The organism is Dermacoccus sp. PAMC28757 (assembly GCF_014302635.1).
Taxonomy (GTDB): domain Bacteria; phylum Actinomycetota; class Actinomycetes; order Actinomycetales; family Dermatophilaceae; genus Dermacoccus; species Dermacoccus abyssi.
Genome location: NZ_CP060292.1, coordinates 1,583,393 through 1,602,648 on the forward strand (window position 1 = coordinate 1,583,393; position 19,256 = coordinate 1,602,648).

General features: G+C 69.8%; 17 protein-coding genes. 5 read left to right on the forward strand and 12 right to left on the reverse strand.

The genetic code is table 11. From position 1 onward, the window contains the following. Window positions 1-58 precede the first annotated feature (58 nt). Window positions 59-886, reverse strand: coding sequence for an RDD family protein (locus tag H7F30_RS07615; protein WP_187034338.1), 828 nt, complete (start codon window positions 884-886; stop codon window positions 59-61). Window positions 887-928: 42 nt separating this feature from the next. Here H7F30_RS07615 and H7F30_RS07620 point away from each other — a divergent pair, with 42 nt between their 5' ends. After that, entirely contained in the window at window positions 929-1,921 is a 993-nt protein-coding gene (locus H7F30_RS07620) for a stage II sporulation protein M (RefSeq protein WP_047311857.1), read from the forward strand. A 6-nt stretch (window positions 1,922-1,927) separates the two neighbouring features. On the opposite strand, the gene H7F30_RS07625 is transcribed toward H7F30_RS07620, so the two are convergent. The 8 genes from H7F30_RS07625 to H7F30_RS07660 form a co-directional block, all read right to left on the reverse strand. Beyond that, window positions 1,928-3,223, reverse strand: coding sequence for a DUF58 domain-containing protein (locus H7F30_RS07625; RefSeq protein ID WP_255464705.1), 1,296 nt, complete (start codon window positions 3,221-3,223; stop codon window positions 1,928-1,930). Between the two features lie 64 nt (window positions 3,224-3,287). Beyond that, window positions 3,288-4,346 (reverse strand): MoxR family ATPase, encoded by a 1,059-nt coding sequence (locus H7F30_RS07630; RefSeq protein ID WP_129664608.1) that lies wholly within the window; start codon window positions 4,344-4,346, stop codon window positions 3,288-3,290. Beyond that, window positions 4,343-5,362 (reverse strand): DUF4350 domain-containing protein, encoded by a 1,020-nt coding sequence (locus H7F30_RS07635; RefSeq protein WP_187034340.1) that lies wholly within the window; start codon window positions 5,360-5,362, stop codon window positions 4,343-4,345. Before H7F30_RS07635 ends, H7F30_RS07630 begins: the two co-directional genes overlap by 4 nt. After that, window positions 5,359-6,009 carry a hypothetical protein gene (locus tag H7F30_RS07640; RefSeq protein ID WP_187034343.1) on the reverse strand — a complete coding sequence of 217 codons (651 nt, stop codon included), beginning with the start codon at window positions 6,007-6,009 and terminating at the stop codon, window positions 5,359-5,361. Before H7F30_RS07640 ends, H7F30_RS07635 begins: the two co-directional genes overlap by 4 nt. Before the next feature lie 21 nt (window positions 6,010-6,030). Continuing rightward, window positions 6,031-7,377 carry a glycerophosphoryl diester phosphodiesterase membrane domain-containing protein gene (locus H7F30_RS07645; RefSeq protein ID WP_187034345.1) on the reverse strand — a complete coding sequence of 449 codons (1,347 nt, stop codon included), beginning with the start codon at window positions 7,375-7,377 and terminating at the stop codon, window positions 6,031-6,033. Window positions 7,378-7,449: 72 nt separating this feature from the next. Beyond that, a complete protein-coding gene (locus tag H7F30_RS07650) occupies window positions 7,450-8,073 on the reverse strand; it encodes a uridine kinase (protein ID WP_047311861.1) in 624 nt (207 codons plus the stop codon). After that, window positions 8,070-9,773: a phospho-sugar mutase gene (locus H7F30_RS07655; protein WP_187034347.1), complete on the reverse strand. Its 1,704-nt coding sequence runs from the start codon at window positions 9,771-9,773 to the stop codon at window positions 8,070-8,072. The genes H7F30_RS07650 and H7F30_RS07655 overlap by 4 nt, the downstream gene beginning before the upstream one ends. Window positions 9,774-9,804: 31 nt before the next feature. Continuing rightward, window positions 9,805-10,653 (reverse strand): purine-nucleoside phosphorylase, encoded by an 849-nt coding sequence (locus tag H7F30_RS07660; protein ID WP_187034349.1) that lies wholly within the window; start codon window positions 10,651-10,653, stop codon window positions 9,805-9,807. A gap of 129 nt (window positions 10,654-10,782) precedes the next feature. On the opposite strand from H7F30_RS07660, the gene H7F30_RS07665 reads away from it, so the two are divergent. Both H7F30_RS07665 and H7F30_RS07670 read left to right on the forward strand, forming a co-directional pair. Further along, entirely contained in the window at window positions 10,783-12,189 is a 1,407-nt protein-coding gene (locus H7F30_RS07665) for an NAD(P)H-quinone dehydrogenase (protein WP_118913394.1), read from the forward strand. Between the two features lie 6 nt (window positions 12,190-12,195). Beyond that, entirely contained in the window at window positions 12,196-12,801 is a 606-nt protein-coding gene (locus H7F30_RS07670; RefSeq protein ID WP_187034351.1) for a TetR/AcrR family transcriptional regulator, read from the forward strand. A 100-nt stretch (window positions 12,802-12,901) separates the two neighbouring features. Here the strand turns inward: H7F30_RS07670 and H7F30_RS07675 are convergent, their stop codons facing one another. Then, window positions 12,902-14,686: a biotin carboxylase N-terminal domain-containing protein gene (locus H7F30_RS07675; RefSeq protein WP_187034352.1), complete on the reverse strand. Its 1,785-nt coding sequence runs from the start codon at window positions 14,684-14,686 to the stop codon at window positions 12,902-12,904. Window positions 14,687-14,804: 118 nt separating this feature from the next. Here H7F30_RS07675 and H7F30_RS07680 point away from each other — a divergent pair, with 118 nt between their 5' ends. After that, the gene (locus tag H7F30_RS07680) at window positions 14,805-15,665 is read left to right on the forward strand and encodes an aldo/keto reductase (protein WP_047311866.1); all 861 of its coding nucleotides are present in this window, start codon (window positions 14,805-14,807) and stop codon (window positions 15,663-15,665) included. Between the two features lie 271 nt (window positions 15,666-15,936). Then, window positions 15,937-17,121 carry a serine/threonine-protein kinase gene (locus H7F30_RS07685; RefSeq protein ID WP_187034354.1) on the forward strand — a complete coding sequence of 395 codons (1,185 nt, stop codon included), beginning with the start codon at window positions 15,937-15,939 and terminating at the stop codon, window positions 17,119-17,121. A 78-nt stretch (window positions 17,122-17,199) separates the two neighbouring features. Here the strand turns inward: H7F30_RS07685 and H7F30_RS07690 are convergent, their stop codons facing one another. Then, window positions 17,200-18,516: a hypothetical protein gene (locus H7F30_RS07690; protein WP_187034356.1), complete on the reverse strand. Its 1,317-nt coding sequence runs from the start codon at window positions 18,514-18,516 to the stop codon at window positions 17,200-17,202. A 62-nt stretch (window positions 18,517-18,578) separates the two neighbouring features. Then, window positions 18,579-19,241 (reverse strand): nucleoside triphosphate pyrophosphatase, encoded by a 663-nt coding sequence (locus H7F30_RS07695; protein ID WP_187034358.1) that lies wholly within the window; start codon window positions 19,239-19,241, stop codon window positions 18,579-18,581. Window positions 19,242-19,256: the final 15 nt, after the last annotated feature.

Below are 19,256 nucleotides of genomic sequence, written 5' to 3' on the forward strand. Positions count from 1 at the left end.
ACACGACGGCCCGTTTCCCCTCAAGGGGAAGCGGGCCGTCGTTCGCGTTTCGGACGGGTCAGCGTCCGAGGACGGAGCGCCTGATGCGCGCGTCGCGTTCGATGCGGCGGGCGTCGGCGTCGCGACGCAGGACGCTGATGGCGACGAGAACGGCGAAGGGGTCGTGGCCCGGCGGGGGAGGCGGCGTCACATGCGGGAGGACCTCGCGCAGCGTCTGCGTCACAACGGCGTTGAACGCCGGGGTACGCATGACGTGCTGTTGGCGCACGAGGAGGGCCATCCGTGCCGCGAGGTCCTGCGGTAGCGGGCTGACGACGGCGGGGGAGTCAGCCCACGCCGCGAGTTGCCTCGGCATCTGGGCGGGCGGCGGTAGCGTGAGTCCTCGGGTTTCACGCACGACGTAGGTACCGGCCGCGAGGTCGCCGAGTCGCCTCGCGCGGCTCGTCAGCGTGGCCGTGACGAGAGCGACCATGCCTGCGGTGCCGATGATCTCGACGAAGCCCACGAAGCTGCGGACGAGAGCGTGACGGAACGAGATGGCGCCGCCGTCGGTGCGCACGACCCGCATGCCGAGAATGAGTTTTCCGAGGCTCCGCCCGAGCGTGAGGGTCTCGACCACCGTCGGCAGGAGCACGAAGGACGTCACGAGGACGACGATGCTCCACCCTGCTCGGACCGCATCCGAGGCGGTGCCGGCCAGCTTCAGCGCGGCCCAGTTGAGGCAGAAGAAGGTCACCGCCCACACGATGAGGTCGATGATCACGCCGAGAATGCGCATGCCGACGCCGGCCGGGGGCAGGTCGAGAGCGACCGCCTCACCGGTGATCTGCGCCGGGCCGGTGAGATCCCGCAGCGGGCGCAGTTCCCGATCGTCGACGTGTGCCACGCGAACAGGTTACTGGCCGCAGCCGGTGCGTAGAGTACGAGCGTGGATGTGGAAGCCGTTGTCGCAGCGCACCGCGAGGAGTGGGCCCGTCTCGACGAACTCGGGCGCAAACGGCGCCTGACTGGCACCGAGGCCGAGGAGATGCTCGACCTCTACCAGCGCGCGGCGTCACACCTCTCGCTCGTGCAGTCCACGTCGGCCGATCCCGTTCTCACGCAGTACCTCTCGACGATCATCGCCCGTGCCCGGGTGAAGTCCTCGCGCGACTTCCGGGCCGATCCGGGAGCATTCGCCCGCTTCTTCCTCGAGACGTTTCCGGCCATCTGCTACCGCGCCTGGCGCTGGTGGGCCGGCGTCGGCGTCGCCTTCGTCGTGCTGACGGCGCTCGTGGCCTGGTGGACGGCAACGCACCCCGCGTTCGTCTCGAGCGTCCTCAGCCCGGAGGAGATCTCGCAGCTGACGCGGCACGACTTCGAGGACTACTACTCCTCCTACGCGGCCCAAGACTTCGCGTTCCGGGTCTGGACGAACAACGCCTGGGTCGCGGCCCTGTGCATCACCCTCGGCGCCCTCGGTTTTCCCATTCCGCTCCTGCTGTGGTCGAACATCGTCAACACGGGCGTCTCCGCTGGCCTCATGGCCTCCGACGACCGGCTCTCGCTGTTCTTCGGCCTCATCCTGCCCCACGGCATGCTCGAACTGACGTCGATCTTCGTCGCCGCCGGCATCGGTCTGCGCGGCTTCTGGTCGTGGATCGAACCGGGCCCCCGCTCGCGCGCCGACGCGTTCGCGGCGGAGATGCGCACGGCGTTCACTGCGGCGATGGGCCTCGTCGCCGTTCTGGCGCTGTGCGGCTTCATCGAGGCCTTCGTCACGCCGTCCGGGCTGCCCACGCCGGTGCGCCTGCTCATCGGCTTCACGGCGTGGTGTTCTTTCATCGCGTACGTCGTCATCCTCGGCCGCCGCGCGGTGGCGGCCGGTGTGACGGGTGACGTCGACGCCCGCCTGCGGGAGGACGAACTCGTCGCCGGCTGACCGGCGCTACAGGCGGCCCTCGCGCTTGAGGACGAGGTAGTGGTCGGCCAAGGCCGGCGCGAGGCGCTCGGGTGGTTCGTGCAGTACCGAGATGCCGTGACGTTCCAACGCCGCGCGCATCGTCGTCGTGCGGTGCCGGAGTCGTTCGGCGGCCGCGGCTCCGTAGACGTCGCGCACGTTGTCGCGCTTCGCCGCGATGGCGCCCACCTCCGGATCGGCCACGGAGGCGATGACGACCCGGGTCTCGCGGGCCAGCGCCGGAAGCAGCGGAACGAGGGATTCCTCGATGGCGGCGGGTTCGAACGGCGTGACGATGACGAGCAACGAGCCGCGGCGCGCGTCGGCGGTGGCTTTCTGCACGAGGCGTGACCAGTCGGGTTCGACGAGGCGTGACTCGAGCGGAGCCATGGCGAGCATCATGCGCCGCACCGCCTCATTGCGACCGCTCGTCGGCGGGACGTGCGCGAGAACAGCACGGTCGCCTGCCGTCCATTCGACGTTATCGCCGGCGTGACCGGCCAGAGCGGCCAGGAGGAGGCAGGCCTCCATGCCGGCGTCGAGGCGTGTGGTGTCGGCGAGGCGCCCTGCGCTGAGGCGTCCGGTGTCGAGCAGGATCGAGACGCGGCGATCGCGTTCGGGCCGCCACGTCCGGACGACGGGAGCGCGGCGTCGTGCCGTGGCCCTCCAGTCGATGCTGCGCACGTCGTCGCCGCGAACGTAGTCGCGCAGCGAGTCGAACTCGCTGCCGCTGCCGGGAGCGCGCACCAGCGAGCGTCCCTCGATCTCGCGAAGCTGCATGAGACGACTCGGCAGGTGGGCGCGTGAACCGAAGGCGGGCAGAACGCGCACCAGGCCCGGTTCGTCGAGGCGCGTCTGGCGACCGGCCAACCGGAGCGGACCGGCCGAGCGCACCGTGATGGCGTCGTTCGGGCGCATTCCGCGCCGCGTGGGGAGCAGGTGAACGACGTGGTCGACGCTCGCGCCGGGGGCGAGGTTCAACACGCCACGGTCGTCCTGGGCGCCGGCTCCGGGCGACCAGACGTCACGAACGGCGCCCCGGAACGTACGCGACGTGGGGTTGGTCACGACGAGGTGCGAGACGGTTTCCTCGCCGAGACGAACGCCGTCGGGCTGGCGGCGCTCGAACTGCAACGACGAGGGCCGCGGCGCCAGGAGGACGTCGAGGCCGACGACGAGCGCCACGACGACGAACCACACGAGGACGAGTTGCGTCGAGGGCACGACGAACACGACGAGGCAGGCCGCGGCCATCGCGGCGACTGCGGGCCATCTCAAGTACACGGCTACCTCCTCATGAGGGTCGTTGTGGTCAGTGGGACGTCGGGGTGTCAGGGCTTGCCGGGCGTCAGCGCGGGACGGCCACCGACCTCACGGCCTGGTCGAGCACCTGCGCGGCGTCGAGGCCGTCCATCTCGGCCTCGGAGCGCAGCACGATGCGGTGGGCGAGCGTCACCTGCGCGAGGCTGCGCACGTCGTCCGGGGTGACGAAGTCGCGGCCGCTCAGCCACGCCCAGGCCCGCGAGACGGCCATGAGGGCGGTGGAACCGCGTGGGCTCACGCCGAGCTGGACTGCGGCAGAGCCGCGCGTGGCCCGGGCCAGGTCGACGATGTACGCAGCCACGTCGGAGTCGACGCGGACCGACTCGACGGCGCGCGACGCGGCTTCGAGGTGAGCGGGGGTTGCCACGGCACGCAGATCGGCCGACTGCATGCGCCGCGGGTCGAAGCCCTGTGCATGACGGCGGACGATCTCGATCTCGGCGTCGCGCTCCGGCACGGGCAGCGTGATGCGCATGAGGAAGCGGTCGAGCTGGGCCTCGGGCAGCGTGTAGGTGCCCTCGAACTCGACGGGGTTCTGGGTTGCCGCGACGAGGAACGGCGTCGGCAGAGCGTACGTCCGCCCGTCGACCGAGACCTGACGCTCCGCCATCGCCTCGAGCAGCGCGGCCTGCGTCTTGGGAGGCGTGCGGTTGATCTCGTCGGCGAGCAGGAGGTTGGTGAAGACCGGGCCCTCGCGGAACTCGAAGGCCGACGTCCCCGCGTCGTAGAGCATCGAGCCGGTGATGTCGCCCGGCATGAGGTCGGGCGTGAACTGCACACGCTTGGAGTCGACCGACAGCGCCTCGGCGAGCGAACGCACGAGGAGCGTTTTCGCGACACCGGGCACGCCCTCGAGCAGTACGTGCCCCCGCGCCAGGAGCGCCACGAGCAGCGCCGACACCGCGGCGTCCTGCCCGACGACGGCCTTGGCCACCTCACGGCGCACCTCGTCGAGCGCGGCCCGGGCCTCCTGCGCCGACGGGAGGTCGGACGACGGGCTCGTCGAGCGCTGACTCTGATCGTCGTGCGAACGCGGCAGCACGTGACGGGCCTCGTCGTGGCTGGGACGGGGTGCTTCGCTCATCGCAGGATCTCCTTCTCGAGGCGGTCGAGTTCTCGGGCGAGCTCGACGAGGGCCTTGTCGTTCTCGGGCGGCGGCCCGGTGAGCCGCTCCGCCAGGTCGTGAGGGACGTTCGGGGTCTTTGCGCCGTCGTCGCCCTCCGTGGTGGTGCCTCCGCGAGCTCGCAGGGCGTCCGCGACGAGGTCGGGGGAGCGACGTCCCTGCGACAGACCGAGGCCGGCTCCGACGCGGGAGGCGGTGCCGTCGCGTAGGGCGCTCGCGGCCGAATCCCGTGCTGACGAGCGGCGGTAGAGGGAGGCAAGGGCCCGTGTCGATTCGACGGCCTTGACCGTCACCGGCATGGTCTCGAGCGCGAGTAGGCCGAAGCGTCGCCCGCGCAGGACGACGAGGAAGAGCACCGACAGCCCGATCGCCCACGTGAGCGGCGTCTTCCAGGCGGGCCAGTCGAGGCCGGTCTGCTCGCCGGTTGCACCGTTCCACGTCGAGATCCACACCATGCGCCGGCGCTCACCGAGGCTGGTCAGAGCCTGGCGGGCGTTGTCGCCGTCGTCGACGGACGCGTTCGTCAGCAGCGTGGGGTCGTTGAGGGCGACGATCTTCTTGCCGTCCCCGGCCGAGGCGGCGTAGACGGGCCCGTTCTCCGACTCGTCGGCCTCCTGGTCGAACAGCGACTCCCGCAGGCTGTCGCTGGGGTCGACGACGACGAGGGTGCCGGCCGTGCGGGCCGACGCGAGGAAGTCCTGCCGCTCGTCGTGCGGAATGAGGAACTCGTCGGTCAGCAAGACCGTCGTCTCGTCGCCGGTGTTGCCACGACGCAGCTCGTCGAGGTTCCCGGCTCGGTCGACGGCAACCCCGTGCTGCTCCAGGACGCGCGCAACGGCCTGAGCTCCGTGAGGCGAGGGGTTGTCCGGGTCGAGCGGGGTGTTCGTGTGCGGGCGCGCCGTCATGACGAGCAGGACGAGGAGAAGGACGCTCAGCGTGAGCACACCAACGATCAACCCGTTGGGCCGGCGCTTCATCGCGCGGCTCCGCTCGGACTGGGGGCTTCGCGTACGAGAGCCTCGAGAGCGAGGACGTCGTCGACCTGCGCGGTCGTCGGCGTGTGGTGGCCGTAGCGCACCGACTCGAATGCGTGGCTTGCCTCGGGCACCCCGAACGACGGCTCCTGAACGTCCCGACGGCGCAGCGCGTCGCGCAGGACGTGCGTGACGTCCCCGACCGTCGTCGCGTCGTCGAGAAGGAGCATGCCGCCGTCCTCGGCCCGCACGACGAGCGCACGGTAGGCAGCGAGCAGCGCCGCAGCGTCGTCACGCCCGCGCAGTTCGCGGGCCCGGGCGAGGTAGTCACCTGCCTCGAGGCGGGCCGCGTCGAAGACGGTGGCCGAACGCTTGTGCCTCGCGTCCTTCTCGACGCGCGCACTGGGGCGATGCCGACGCCACGACACGACGAAGAGCGTGACGAGGACGGCGAGGAGGACGACGGCGATCAGCCACGCGGGGATCGAGACACCACCGACATCGACGCCGCCTCCGAAGTGCTCGGACAGCCATTTCATGATGCGTTCGATGAGCGACGGGTTGTCCTGATACTCCGGCTTCGCCAACTCCTCGGACAGCCAGCGGCGCGCCGTCGGGCTGTCAGGGGTGAGGGGAGGCGAGTCGGCCATCGTGCACGTCCGCGCGAAAGGTCAGCGGTAGTCGATCGGACCCGTACCGGGAGCGCCGTACGGCGCCTGGCCGAATCCACCCGGGGCGCCGGCTCCCGGCAAGGGGAAGTCGAGCGCCCCGTCGGTGAGCTTCACCTTGGCGGCCATGGCGTTCGACGGCAGCTGCATCAGCTGGTTCGCCAGGCCTTCGTCACGCATGCGCGCGTCGACGTACAGGGCTCCCGTGACGTTCGTCGTGAACGGGTAGATGAGGGCATAGGACAGAAGGGTGAAGACGACGGCGAGCACACCAGCCGCGATCGCGGCGCCGACGCTCGTATCGGACACCTCCCCTCCGTTGGAGGCACCCGCGAGGCTCACGCCGAGGAAGATGAGCATGATCAGGGACACAATGAACTGCACCACCCAACTGATCGCCGAGACGATGAGCTGCGCGAGGATGGTGATGCCGAGAGTGCGCCAGAAGCGGCCCTTCGTCAGCTGCCACGACCGCCGCAGTGCCGTGGTGGGGCCGGCCTTCTCCATGACCACGATGTGCCCGGCGAAGCAGAGGCGAATGCCCACCCACACCACGGCGCAGATGGTTGCGATGCCGAGGAGGACGGCCAGGAAGATGGGGCCGCCGTTGTCCTGCGACGCAGCGAGGACGATCGCCAGGATCAGGGGCACCATGACGGCCACCATGATGAGAGCCATGAGCAAGCCCACGCCGAGCATCGACCACATGCGCCGCACTCCCACACGCAGCGATGCGCTGACGGTGGCGCGGCGGCCCATGACGGCCTGGGCGAACACGTGGACGAGACCGGCGGCTGACGCCATGGCGGCGAGCCCGGCGATCGGCGCAGCGAGACCGATGACGACCAGCGCGGCCGTGTCCGGAGTGCCGTCGGCGCTCGAGCTGTTCATTGCTCCCGTGATGATGAAAGCAGCCGAGAGGATGGCCGCGAGGAGCGCACCGACGATCACTGTGCCGACGGAACCGCCGGGGTTGCCGCGAATGGTCTGGAAGGCGGCGTCGAAGATGTCGCCGACGTTCTGAGGACGCAGCGACATGACGCCAGGCTTGGCCGCCTGCGGGACGAAGGCGGGGCCGGGGGGAACGAAGCCGCCCTGGCCGGGCCCGTACCCGGGCTGACCGTAGGGATTCTGAGGCGCGCCGTAACCACTCTGGTTATAACCGCCTTGGCCGTAGGCGCCCTGCCCGTAAGGCTGCTGCTGGGGCGCCCCCTGCCAACCAGGGTTCGCCGGGCCGTTCTGCCCGCCCCACGGTGTGTGGTTGTCCTGGCTGCCGTACTGGCCCGCGCCTCCGCCCGGCACCTGCCCGTCGTACGGGCCGGGTGGCGGCTGCTGACCCCAGTTGCTCACGGTGATGTTCCTCCCAGTTGATCGTGCGCGATCACCCTATCCGCCTGGACGGACACCGGCGGGCAACGGAGTTCAGCCGTTTTGGAGCGCGGACGCCCGTCGCAACGCCTGACGGAACGAGACGGGTTCGGCACCCAGGTTCATGTGAGCGGCGACGATGGAGGGCTCGTCACGGCACAGCCGCCATCCACGGCGCACGAGGACGCCCGGCGGCTTGCGTCGTTCGGAAAGGTCACGAGCGAAACGTCGAGCCGCCGTCACGTAGCGGTTACGACGCAGGCACCAGGCCTGTTCGAGGAGCCCGCGCTCACGCAGGCCGGCGATGACGTGCGGGGCGAAGATGCCCTCGGCGACGACGAAACGCGCACCGTCGAGGTGCACGGGGTGGGTGCCCTCGGCGCGGCTGTGCGAGATCGAGTACGTCGGTGCGTTCACGGTGCCCTCGCGGCACAACGTGTCGAGCGCTACGGCAGCAGCCTCTTCGTTCCACGTGCCCGGGTGGTCCCAGTCGATCTCGCCGTTCGCGAAGCGGGGTAGGTCGGGAGCGTCGTGGTCCTTGTAGAAGTCGTCGAGGTTGACGAAGGCCCACCCGTGAGTGGCCGCCAGGTGCCGGGCCAAGCGCGACTTGCCGCTGCCCGAAGGCCCCGACACGACGACGACGCGGGCGGGGGGAGAGGACGATCGAGCCTGCGTCACAGCGCCGTGAGAGCTTCCATCGCCGCACGCGTGGCCGCCAGGCGTTCGGCAGCCTGAGTGCGGGCGCCGGCGAGGTCGTCGCCGTCGACGTGAACGATGGCCTCCAGGTAGACCTTGACCTTGGGTTCGGTGCCGCTGGGGCGCACGATGACGCGGGTGCCGTCGGCCAGGAGGTAGCGCAGACCGTCCGTGGGCGGCAGGCCTCCGTCGCCCTTCGCGAGGTCGTGGAAGGCCGCGACGACGTTGTCGATCTGCGTTGCGGGCTGCTCGCGCAGGCGCCCCATGAGCGCGGGCATGAGGGCGAGGTCGCTCACGCGGATGCTGAACGAGTCGCTCGCGTGCACGCCGTGCTCGCGAGCCAGGTCGTCGAGCAGGTCGACGAGGGTGCGGCCGTCAGCCTTGAGCCCGGCGGCGAGCTCCGCGACCGCGAGGGCCGCGCTGATGCCGTCCTTGTCGCGGGCCACCGCCGGAGCGGTGCAGTAGCCGAGCGCCTCCTCGTAGCCGTAGGCGATGTCGCGAACGCGTGCGATCCACTTGAAGCCCGTGAGGGTCTCCTCGTGCGGAACGCCGGCGGCCCGGGCCATCGCGCCGAGCAGCCGCGAGCTGACGATGCTGTTCGCGACGACGCCCGGGCCGCCATCAGCACCAGTGGCGGCTCCGGTCGTGATGAGGCCGAGAGCACGGTGGCCGAGCAGCGCGCCGACCTCGTCGCCGCGCAGCATGCGCCAACCCTGCGGGTCGGCGTCGGTGGCCGCCTTGGGGTCGGGCACGGCGACGGCGCACCGGTCGGCGTCCGGGTCGCTGGCGATGACGAGGTCCGGGGAGGTCTCGCGAGCGAGGTCGAGCGCCGCGTCGATGGCGCCCGGCTCCTCCGGGTTGGGGAAGGCGACGGTCGGGAACTCCGGGTCGGGCTGCTCCTGCGAGGCGACCGGGCGCGGGCGGGCGTAGCCGGCCGCCTCGAAGGCCTCGAGAAGCGTGGCCGAACCGACGCCGTGCAGGGCGGTGTGCACGATCAAGAGCTCGGCGGCGGGTGCGCCGACCGACGCCCCGCAGGCCGCCACGTAGTCGGCGGCCAGTTCGTCGGTGAGCGTCTCCCAGCCGTCCTCGGCGCGAGCGACCGACGCGGCCGTGGGGAAGGTGTCGATCGCCGCGGCGATCTCGACGTCGGACGGCGGCACGATCTGGCTGCCGTCGCCGAGGTAGACCTTGTACCCGTTGTCCTGCGGCGGGTTGTGGCTGGCCGTCACCATGACGCCGGCGTCGGCGCCGAGGTGTCGGATCGCGAAGGCCAGAACGGGCGTCGGCAACGGACGGGGCAGAATGAGCGCTCGCCCACCCGCGGCCGTGACGACAGCTGCCGTGTCCGCGGCGAAGACGTCGCTGTTGTGGCGGGCGTCGAAGCCGATGACGACGGTGACGTCACGGCGTGCCAGCGAATCCTGCAGGTACCGCGTGAGCCCGGCCGCGGCGCGCAGCACGACGACGCGGTTCATGCGGTTCGGCCCCGCACCGAGGGCGCCACGCAGGCCCGCGGTGCCGAACTCGAGGAACGCGGCGAAGCGGTCGGCCAGGTCGGCGGCCGCCACGTCGTCGCCACCTTCGGCGCGCGCGACAACGGCCTCGAGCTCCGCGCGAGTGGCGGCGTCGGGGTCGTCGGTGATCCAGGATCGGGCCGAGGCGAGCAGGTTCTCGAGACTCATCGCGTGGTGCCTTTCGGGCGGGTCGAGGGGATCAGAGTGCGCGGACGATGCCGGAGAGCAGCTGGCCGCAACGCGCCGCGGCGGCCTGACCGGCCTCGATGACTTCCTCGTGGCTCAGGGGGTTCTCGCTGATGCCGGCGGCGGCGTTCGTCACGAGGGAGATGCCGAGCACCTCGAGGCCCGCGTGACGCGCGGCGATGGCTTCGAGCGTCGTCGACATGCCGACAAGGTCGGCGCCGAGCGTCTTGGCCATGCGCACCTCGGCGGGCGTCTCGTAGTGCGGCCCGGGGAACTGGGCATACACACCCTCGTCGAGGTCGGCGTCGACGCCGCGGGCGACGTCACGCAGGCGCGAGGAGTAGAGGTCGGTGAGGTCGACGAAGGTGGCGCCCTCGAGCGGCGACGTGGCCGTGAGGTTGATGTGGTCGCTGATGAGCACCGGCGTGCCCGGCGCCCACTCGGGGCGCAGTCCGCCGCAACCGTTCGTCAGGACGACCGTGTCGCAGCCGGCCGCCGCAGCCGTGCGCATGCCGTGGACGACGGCGCGCACGCCCTTGCCCTCGTAGTAGTGGGTGCGCGTACCGAAGACGAGAGCACGCTTGCCACTGCCCTCGATCTCGATGGAGCGCATCTGACCGGAGTGGCCGGCCACGGCGGCGGCTCCGAAACCGGGAACGTCAGTGTTGTCGACCGTGGCCTTGACCTCACCGATGAGATCGGCCGTCTGGCCCCATCCGGAGCCCAGCACGAGGGCGACGTCGTGCTTCTCGACGCCCGTGCGTTCGCGGATGACGCGGGCAGCGTCACGCGCGACCTCGAAGGGGCCGACGGAAGGGTCGGCAAGGGGGGAGAGGCTCGTCTGCTCGTTCTGCGCGTTCACGTCGTTCAGGGTAGTGCTCCCCACCGACGGCCGGGAACCGAACGCGGTGGCCGGAGTCTGCGAGAATGGGTCGTGAGAGTCCTCATCGGGGATTCGATTTATCTTGACGTCAAGTGATTTGATAGGTCTGTGAGCTCTCGGAAGAAGTCTGTCGTCGTCATCGGTGGTGGCCCGGGCGGTTATGAGTCCGCGCTCGTCGCCTCTCAGCTCGGTGCGCAGGTCACCGTCATCGATCGTGACGGTCTCGGTGGTGCCGCGGTGCTCACCGACTGCGTCCCCTCCAAGACCCTCATCGCCACGTCCGACTTCCTGTCGCGCTTCGAGGCGGCCGGCCGTCTGGGTGTCGGGTTCGACGCGTCGCAGGAGGACCAGCACGCGCACGCCAACCTGGGGCAGGTCAACGAGCGCATCATGAAGCTCGCGAAGGCCCAGTCGCGTGACATCCAGGCCCAGCTCGAGAGCGTGGGTGTGCGCATTCGCCGCGGCATCGGCCGCATCAAGGGCCACGGCTGGGTGGAGGCCGAGCTCGACAACGGCGAGACCGAGGACATCCGCGCCGACGTCATCCTGCTCGCCACCGGTACGAGCCCGCGCATCATGGATTCTGCCAAGCCGGACGGTGAGCGCATCCTCACGTGGCAGCACATCTACAACCTCACCGAGGTGCCCGAGAAGCTCATCGTCGTCGGTTCCGGTGTCACGGGTGCCGAGTTGGCGCACGCCTACCTGGGCCTCGGTTCGGACGTCACGCTCGTGTCGTCGCGAGACCGCGTGCTGCCCGGTCAGGACGCCGACGCCGCCACCGTCATCGAGAACGTCTTCCGCCGCCGTGGCATGACGGTTCTCAACCGCAGCCGTGCCATGGCCGCAACGCGCGAGGGCGACAAGGTCATCGTCACGCTCGAGGACGGGCGCAAGGTCGAGGGCAGCCACGCCATCCTCGCCGTCGGTTCGATCCCGCAGACGAAGGGCATCGGCCTCGAGGCCGCGGGCGTCGACCTCACCGAGTCGGGTCACATCGTCACCGACCGCGTCTCGCGCACGACGGCCCAGGCCATCTACGCCGCAGGTGACTGCACGGGCGTGTACCCGCTCGCGTCCGTCGCCGCCATGCAGGGCCGCGTTGCCATGCACCACGCGCTCGGCGACGCGGTGCAGCCGCTCAACCTGCGGGGTGTCACGGCCAACATCTTCACCGACCCCGAGATCGCCACCGTCGGCTACAGCCAGACGGACATCGAGGAGGGCAAGATCGAGGCGCGCACGGTCACGTTGCCGCTGTCGACGAACCCTCGCGCGAAGATGCGCAACATCACCGACGGCTTCGTCAAGCTGTTCGCGGTGCCGGGGTCGAACACGATCGTTGGCGGCGTCGTCGTCGCACCGCAGGCCTCGGAGCTCATCTACCCGATCGGTATGGCGGTGCAGAACCGCCTGACGGTCGACCAGGTCGCCAACACGTTCTCGGTGTACCCGTCGATGACGGGCTCGATCGCGGAGGCCGCACGTCGCCTGCACAGCAGCGACATCATCTGATCCCACATGACCTCGACTAACTCCGCCACGAGCGAGCCCCAGCCACGGCGCGAGGCATTGCTCGACGCTGCGACGGCGGTGCTCGCCACGTCGGGTCTGCGTGGACTCACGCACCGCGCCGTCGATCGTCAGGCCGGTTTTCCCGAGGGCACGTGTTCGGTGAGTTTTCGCACCCGCGCCGCGCTGCTCGCGGGGCTGACGGGGCACGTCGGGGCGCGCCTCGCCGGCGAGGTGCGTGCGCTCGGCGACTCGCTCCCGGACGTTTCCGGCGACCCGATGATCACCGCGCCGTTTGCCACCGCGCTGCTCGAACGCTGGGTGACCGACGACGGTGGTGCGCTCATGATCGCCATCCTCGAGCTGTCGCTCGAATCCCTGCGGTCACCGGAACTCGTTCCGGCCGTAGGGGAGTGGCGCGGTGAGCTCGTCACGATCGTCGAAGGCATCGTCAGCCGTGCGACGACGGACAACGCCCGCCTGCGCGCCGAGACCGCCGTGGCCAGCATCCAGGGCATCGTGCTGTCAGCGCTTGCCGTGCCCACCGAGGAACGTGGCGCCTACATCGACGCCACGCTGCGTACGGTGCTCCAGGGAACGGCCTCGCAGGACTGATCCGCACGCAGGCGCGTGCGCGTCTGTAGTGTCCGTCTTCTCCCTTGAATGTGTGTTGGCCCGAGCCGTAATGGCTCGTTCCAACACACGTTCAAGATGTTTACTCGGCGTCCTTGATCTCCGCGATGACGCTGCCCGCGGTGACGGTCTCGCCGACAGCGGTCTTGAGGCCGGTGACGACGCCGTCCTTGTGGGCGGTGATGGGCTGTTCCATCTTCATCGCCTCGACGACGACGATCGTGTCACCGGCGGAGACGGTGGCGCCGTCCTCGACACTGACCTTGACCACGGTGCCCTGCATCGGAGCGGTGAGCGAGTCGCCACTGGCGGCGGAGCCACCGCCGCTCTTGCGGGACGTACGGCGGCCCGCCGACTTGCCCTTGCCTCCGGCGGGCGCGACGGCGAGGTCACCCGGCAGCGAGACCTCGAGGCGCTTACCGCCAACCTCGACGACGACGTTCTGGCGCGCCGCCTGCTCGGCCGCAGCCTCCGGGGAGCCGTCGAACGGGGCGATCTGGTTGTCGAACTCTGTTTCGATCCAGCGCGTGTGAACGCTGAACGCGTCGTTCGGGGAGTCGGTGAACTCCGGTGCGAACGCAGGATCCTCGACGACGACCTGGTGGAAGGGGAGCACCGTCGGCATGCCCTCGATGACCGTCTCGGCAAGCGCGCGGCGGGAACGTTCGAGCGCTTCCTTGCGGGTGCGGCCGGTGACGATGATCTTGGCGAGCATCGAGTCGAAGGTGCCACCGATGACGTCACCGGAGACGACGCCGGAGTCGACGCGAACGCCGGGGCCGCTGGGAGCCTTGAAGGTCTCGACGGTGCCCGGTGCGGGGAGGAAGCCGCGGCCGGCGTCCTCACCGTTGAGACGGAACTCGATCGAGTGCGCGTGCGGCGTGGGGTCGTCGTAGCCGAGTTCCTCGCCGCGGGCGATGCGGAACTGCTCGCGCACGAGGTCGATGCCGGTGACCTCCTCCGAGACGGGGTGCTCCACCTGCAGGCGCGTGTTCACCTCGAGGAAGCTGATGACGCCGTCGGTGCCGATGAGGTACTCGCACGTTCCCGCGCCGGTGTACCCGGCCTCCGTGAGGATCGCCTTCGAGGCGCGCAGCAGTTCCGCGTGCTGTTCGTCCGTGACGAAGGGGGCGGGAGCCTCCTCGACGAGCTTCTGGTTGCGGCGCTGCAGCGAGCAGTCACGGGTGGAGACGACGACGACGTTGCCGTGGCTGTCGGCGAGGCACTGGGTCTCGACGTGGCGGGGGTTGTCGAGGAACCGCTCGACGAAGCACTCGCCGCGACCGAACGCGCTCACGGCTTCTCGGACGGCCGAGTCGTAGAGGTGGGGGATCTCCTCGATGCTGCGGGCCACTTTGAGGCCGCGGCCGCCACCGCCGTAGGCGGCCTTGATGGCGACGGGCAGGCCGTGTTCCTTCGCGAAGGCCACGACTTCGTCGGCGTCGGCCACCGGGTCCTTGGTGCCGGGAACGAGCGGGGCGCCGGCCTTGGTGGCGATGTGGCGGGCCTTGACCTTGTCGCCGAGGCCGTCGATGGCTTCGGGGGACGGACCGATCCACGTCAGGCCCGCGTCGATGACCGCCTGGGCGAAACTCGCGTTCTCGGCGAGGAAGCCGTAGCCGGGGTGGACGGCGTCGGCGCCGGAGGTCTTGGCGACCTCGAGGATCTTGTCGACGACGAGGTAGGAGTCACCGGGGGTGGAGCCGCCGAGGGAGTACGCCTCGTCGGCGACCTTGACGTGCAGAGCGTCACGGTCGGGCTCGGCGTAGACGGCGACGGAGGTGATTCCGTCGTCCTTGGCGGCGCGTGCGATGCGGACGGCGATCTCGCCGCGGTTGGCGATCAGAACCTTGGTGACAGAACCCATGGGGAGACCATATCGGGCGGCCCAAGGCCCGACGTGGCTACCCAACGGTAGAAATTCTCGTTGCGAATCGATGCCTCCGATGCGGAATAGCAAGGCGGTCCGTGGGGTTGGCGCGAACATGGCTGAAAACACGAATGTGCCCACCGTCTCCCTCTCGGCAGGCTCCGAAACGGTCGAGATGCCGCAGCTCGGTTTCGGCGTCTGGCAGGTCGAGGACGACCAGGCCGCCGACGCCGTGCGCGAGGCGATCAAGGTCGGTTACCGCAGCATCGACACCGCGAAGGTGTACGAGAACGAGGCCGGTACCGGCGCCGCTATCGCGAGTGCGGACGTGCCGCGCCGCGACATCTTCCTCACGACGAAGGTGTGGAACGAGGATCAGGGCTACGAGGCGACGAAGAAGGCGTTCGACGCCTCGATCGAGCGCCTGGGCGGCAAGGACGCCGTCGAACCGCTCGATCTGTATCTCATCCACTGGCCCACTCCGGAGAAGGACACCTACGTCGAGACGTTCAAGGCGATGCTCGAGCTGCGTGACGCCGGGCGCGTGCGCGCCGTCGGAGTGTGCAACTTCGAGCCCGAGCACCTGCAACGCCTCAAGGACGAGACGGGCGAGTTCCCGGCGATCAACCAGGTGGAGCTGCACCCGAAGTTCCAGCAGAAGGCCGTGCGCGATTTCTGCTCTGCCAACGGCATCGCGGTCGAGGCGTGGAGCCCGCTCGGTCAGGGCGGCGACATCCTCACCAACCCGGTGCTCGACGGCATCGCGGAGCGACTCGGCAAGACGGTCGCGCAGGTCATCATTCGGTGGCACCTGCAGATCGGCAACGTCGTCATTCCCAAGTCGGTGACGCCGAGCCGTATCGCCGAGAACTTCGACGTGTTCGACTTCGAGCTCACCGAGGACGACCTGTTCGCCATCAGTGACCTCGACAGCTCCGACGGTCGCATCGGCCCCCGCCCGAACGACTTCAACTGATGTCTTGGCAGGGCGGGCGAGCTCGCCCAGCCCGACACATCGGGTAGTGATGGTTGCGTTCTGCGGCCGGGCTCCTGGAGTCTGTCTCGCTGCGACACACAGCCCGATCGGCCCTGCCGACGCACCGAGCGTTGGCAGGGCCTTTGCCATACAGGGAACGAGCGGGCGAGAACGCACGTCGTAGGTCGAGAACTGCAAGGAGAGTCACGGCTGCGCTGCACGCCCGCGCCCGTGATCCGTATCCTTGACTCGACGCAGGGGAGGAGCAGGCATGGGTGAGATGTTCGCGGGCCGGTATGAGCTGGTCGACCAGATCGGCGAAGGCGGCATGGGGTCCGTCTGGCGCGTCCACGACCACAAGTCGCGTCGTCTCGTCGCCGCCAAACTGCTGCGCCAGTCGGACGCAGGCTCTCTCCTGCGCTTCATGCGCGAGCAGGGCATGCGCATCGAGCACAGCCACGTCGTCACGCCGCTCGGCTGGGCCGGTGAGGACGGGCGCGTCATCTTCACGATGCCCCTCATCGACGGCGGCTCCATCTCCGACCTCATCAAGGATCACGGCGCGCTGCCGTACCCGCTCGTCGCCGAACTCATGCGCCAAATGCTCGACGGCCTCGACGCCTGCCACAGCGCCGGCATCGTCCACCGCGACATCAAGCCGGCCAACATCCTGCTGGAAGCCACCGGAATGGGCGTGCCCTCGGCCTGGATCACCGACTTCGGCATCGCCGTCAGCGTCGACGCACCGCGCCTCACGAGCAACGAGATGGTTCTCGGAACGCCGGGCTACATGTCGCCCGAGCAGGCCAAGGGCGACGATCCCGACCCCCGCCAGGATCTGTACTCCGCCGGCATGATGGGCATCCACATGCTCACCGGCGTGCGCCCGGGCAACACCACGCGCACCCGACGCGACGACCTTCCGCCGCGCCCCGCCGACGTGCCGGACTCGCTGTGGAACGTCCTCGTCGCACTGGCCGACCCCGTCGCCAGCAGGCGTCCCGCCAACGCTCGCGACGCCATGTCCTGGCTCCTGCTCCCCGAGAACGCCTGGCACGACGCGGCCGCCCGCAACATCCCCGACCGTCTGCCCCCGATGGAGTCCTCGGGCGACTTCGTCCAGCTCCACGCCGGAGCCGCAGCCCGCGCCCTCGATGGCTTCACTGACTCCTCCGCCGCGCCGCAGACGCTCATCGACGGCGCGCCGGTGCCGCAGCGCCGCAAGGTCAAGACGTGGATGGCGGCGCCCGCCGGCCTGCTCGCCGCCCTCGTCGCCGGCTTCGCGCTCTGGCAGCCCTGGGGTGCCGGCGACGGCGCGTACGACGCCAACCACGCCAGCACCGGGGGCACCTGCTACTTCAGCGATGCCGGGTCCGTGGCCACGACGTCGAGCGGCAAGCAGCTCACCTGCACCTATCAGGACGACGGCAGCTACACATGGCAGAAGGCGGACTGATCACCCGCCCCTGGCGTACGACGCAGCGCCCGAGCCGAAACCGGATCGGGCGCTGCTTTCATGTGGGAAGCGTGGCGGTCAGGAGTTATCGCGGCGCCACAGAACGAAAGCCAACCCGGCCACCGCGCCCAGGCCGAGCACGAGCGCTCCACCCCAGAGCAGCGGGTTCGAACCCGAGGTGCCCTCGGTGCTCAGGGTGGCAGGGGCCGGCTGTGCGACGTCCATGGCGGGGCCCTCGTTGGCGTTGCCCTGCACGCGCACCGAAATGACCGACGGAATCGTCTTCGACTCGTCCAGCTTGTCCGAGGACGACGACGGCGTGACGTCGAGTGCCACGTAGTACCAGCCCGGCATCGCCTGCCACTGCACGCTGTCGTCGCCGCCCGTCTCGCGGTCGGCGTTGCCGTAGTCGATGGGAGCCGTGTAGGCGCCGAGCTGCTTCGGGTCGGTGCCCGAGGAGGTCGACGTGAACAGGTACCCGGTGTTCGAACCGGAGCCCGAGACCGTCACCTCGTTGAGCGCGGGGTTGTAGACCTGCAGATCGAGGTTCATGTCCTGCGTCGGGTTGTAGCCGCTGCCGTTCTTCGGCACTTCCCAGCCGACGGACATGCGCTGGCCCCAGCTGAGGTGGACGCGGAAGAACATGCGGCGTCCCGGTTGCGCCTCGACGGTGTACCCGCCTTCGGAGCTGGGAAGCGTCGTGGCGTTCGCGAAACCGGCACCCGGCTCCATCGTCTGCGACGCGTCGAGCGGCTGGGTGGAGAGGGCCTCGACGTCACCGCTCGGGGTCTTGACCTCGCCGTTCACCTTCGGAGTGCGCACGATCGCGATCTGCACGGGCATCGGCGTGGAGTTGTCACCGCTGTTGGTGCGCTTCACCTCGAGCCGGTAGGACGTGGCTTTGCGGCACGCGTCGGCGGAATCGCCCGAGTCCGTGATGCGCTTCGTGGCCTTGGGGTCGACGGCGACGTTCGTCTTGAGCAGCCCCGGCGCGCCCGTGGTGGAAAGGGAGTCGGTGGACGTGGCGCAGGTCGTCTCGCCGTCCGGCGTGGTCAGCTTGATCTCGAGGCCCTGCGAACCGTCGGAAACGCTCCACGCGTTGTTCTTCCAGGTGGCCGAGCCGAGCACGCCGATCTGGAGGCGCTCGCCCTCACCCCGGGAAATGGACGCGTAGCGGGAGGTCTCGTCGACGGGCAACGTCGTCTGATACATCCCCGGGTCGAGGGGAGTGCCGTCGCCGGAGGCCACTCGCAGGTCGATGCTCTTGCCGCCAGTGGCAAAGCCGTTGCCGTCGGCCAGCTTCGGCGCGCTCCACGCCGGTGCGGCGCTCGTCGTGGCGAGCCCGACGGTGACGGCGGTCGCTGCGAGCGCCTTCCTCGCGCGTGATGTCGTCATCCTCGTCCTCCCCGAATGTGCTGGTGACAGTGTGCCAAACCGGCGGGCCCGCCTGGGACGTTTCAGCCGCGCGGACGGTTCCACAGGGTGTGCCACTCGACACCGATCTCGGCGAACATCTCGCGCAGCAGCGGCAGACCGATCCCGACGACGGTGTGCGGGTCGCCTTCGATGCGCTCGACGTACGGGCCGGCCAGTCCGTCGATCGTGAAGGCGCCGGCGACGGCGAGCGGTTCGCCCGTGGCGACGTACGCCTCGATCTCGGCGTCGCTGATGTCGGCGAAGTGGACCTCGGTGCCCGAGACGGCCCCGAACGTGGCGCTCGTGCCGTCCTCGCGGTCGTCGATGACCCAGTGCCCCGTGAACAGCGTCGCGCTTCGACCGCGCATCTCCCGCCAGCGGGCCGCAGCGTCACCCGCGTCGACCGGCTTGCCAAGCGTCCGGCCCTCGAACTCGAGCACCGAGTCGCAGCCGAGCATGAGCGCGCTCTCGGGCGCGTCGTCGGGGACGTCGCCCTCGGCGAAGCGGGAGGCGACCGCCTGGCACTTCGCGTGCGCGAGCAGCAGGGCGACGTCCTCGGCGGCCAGCGGCCCGTGATCCGCGCCCGCGGAGTCGAGTGCGGCCTGCTCGTCGACGTGGGAGACGAGGACGAACGGCTCTATGCCGGCCGACCTCAACGTGGCGAGGCGGGCGGGCGACTGCGAGGCGAGGACGAGTTCGGTCATGCGACCCAGGCTATC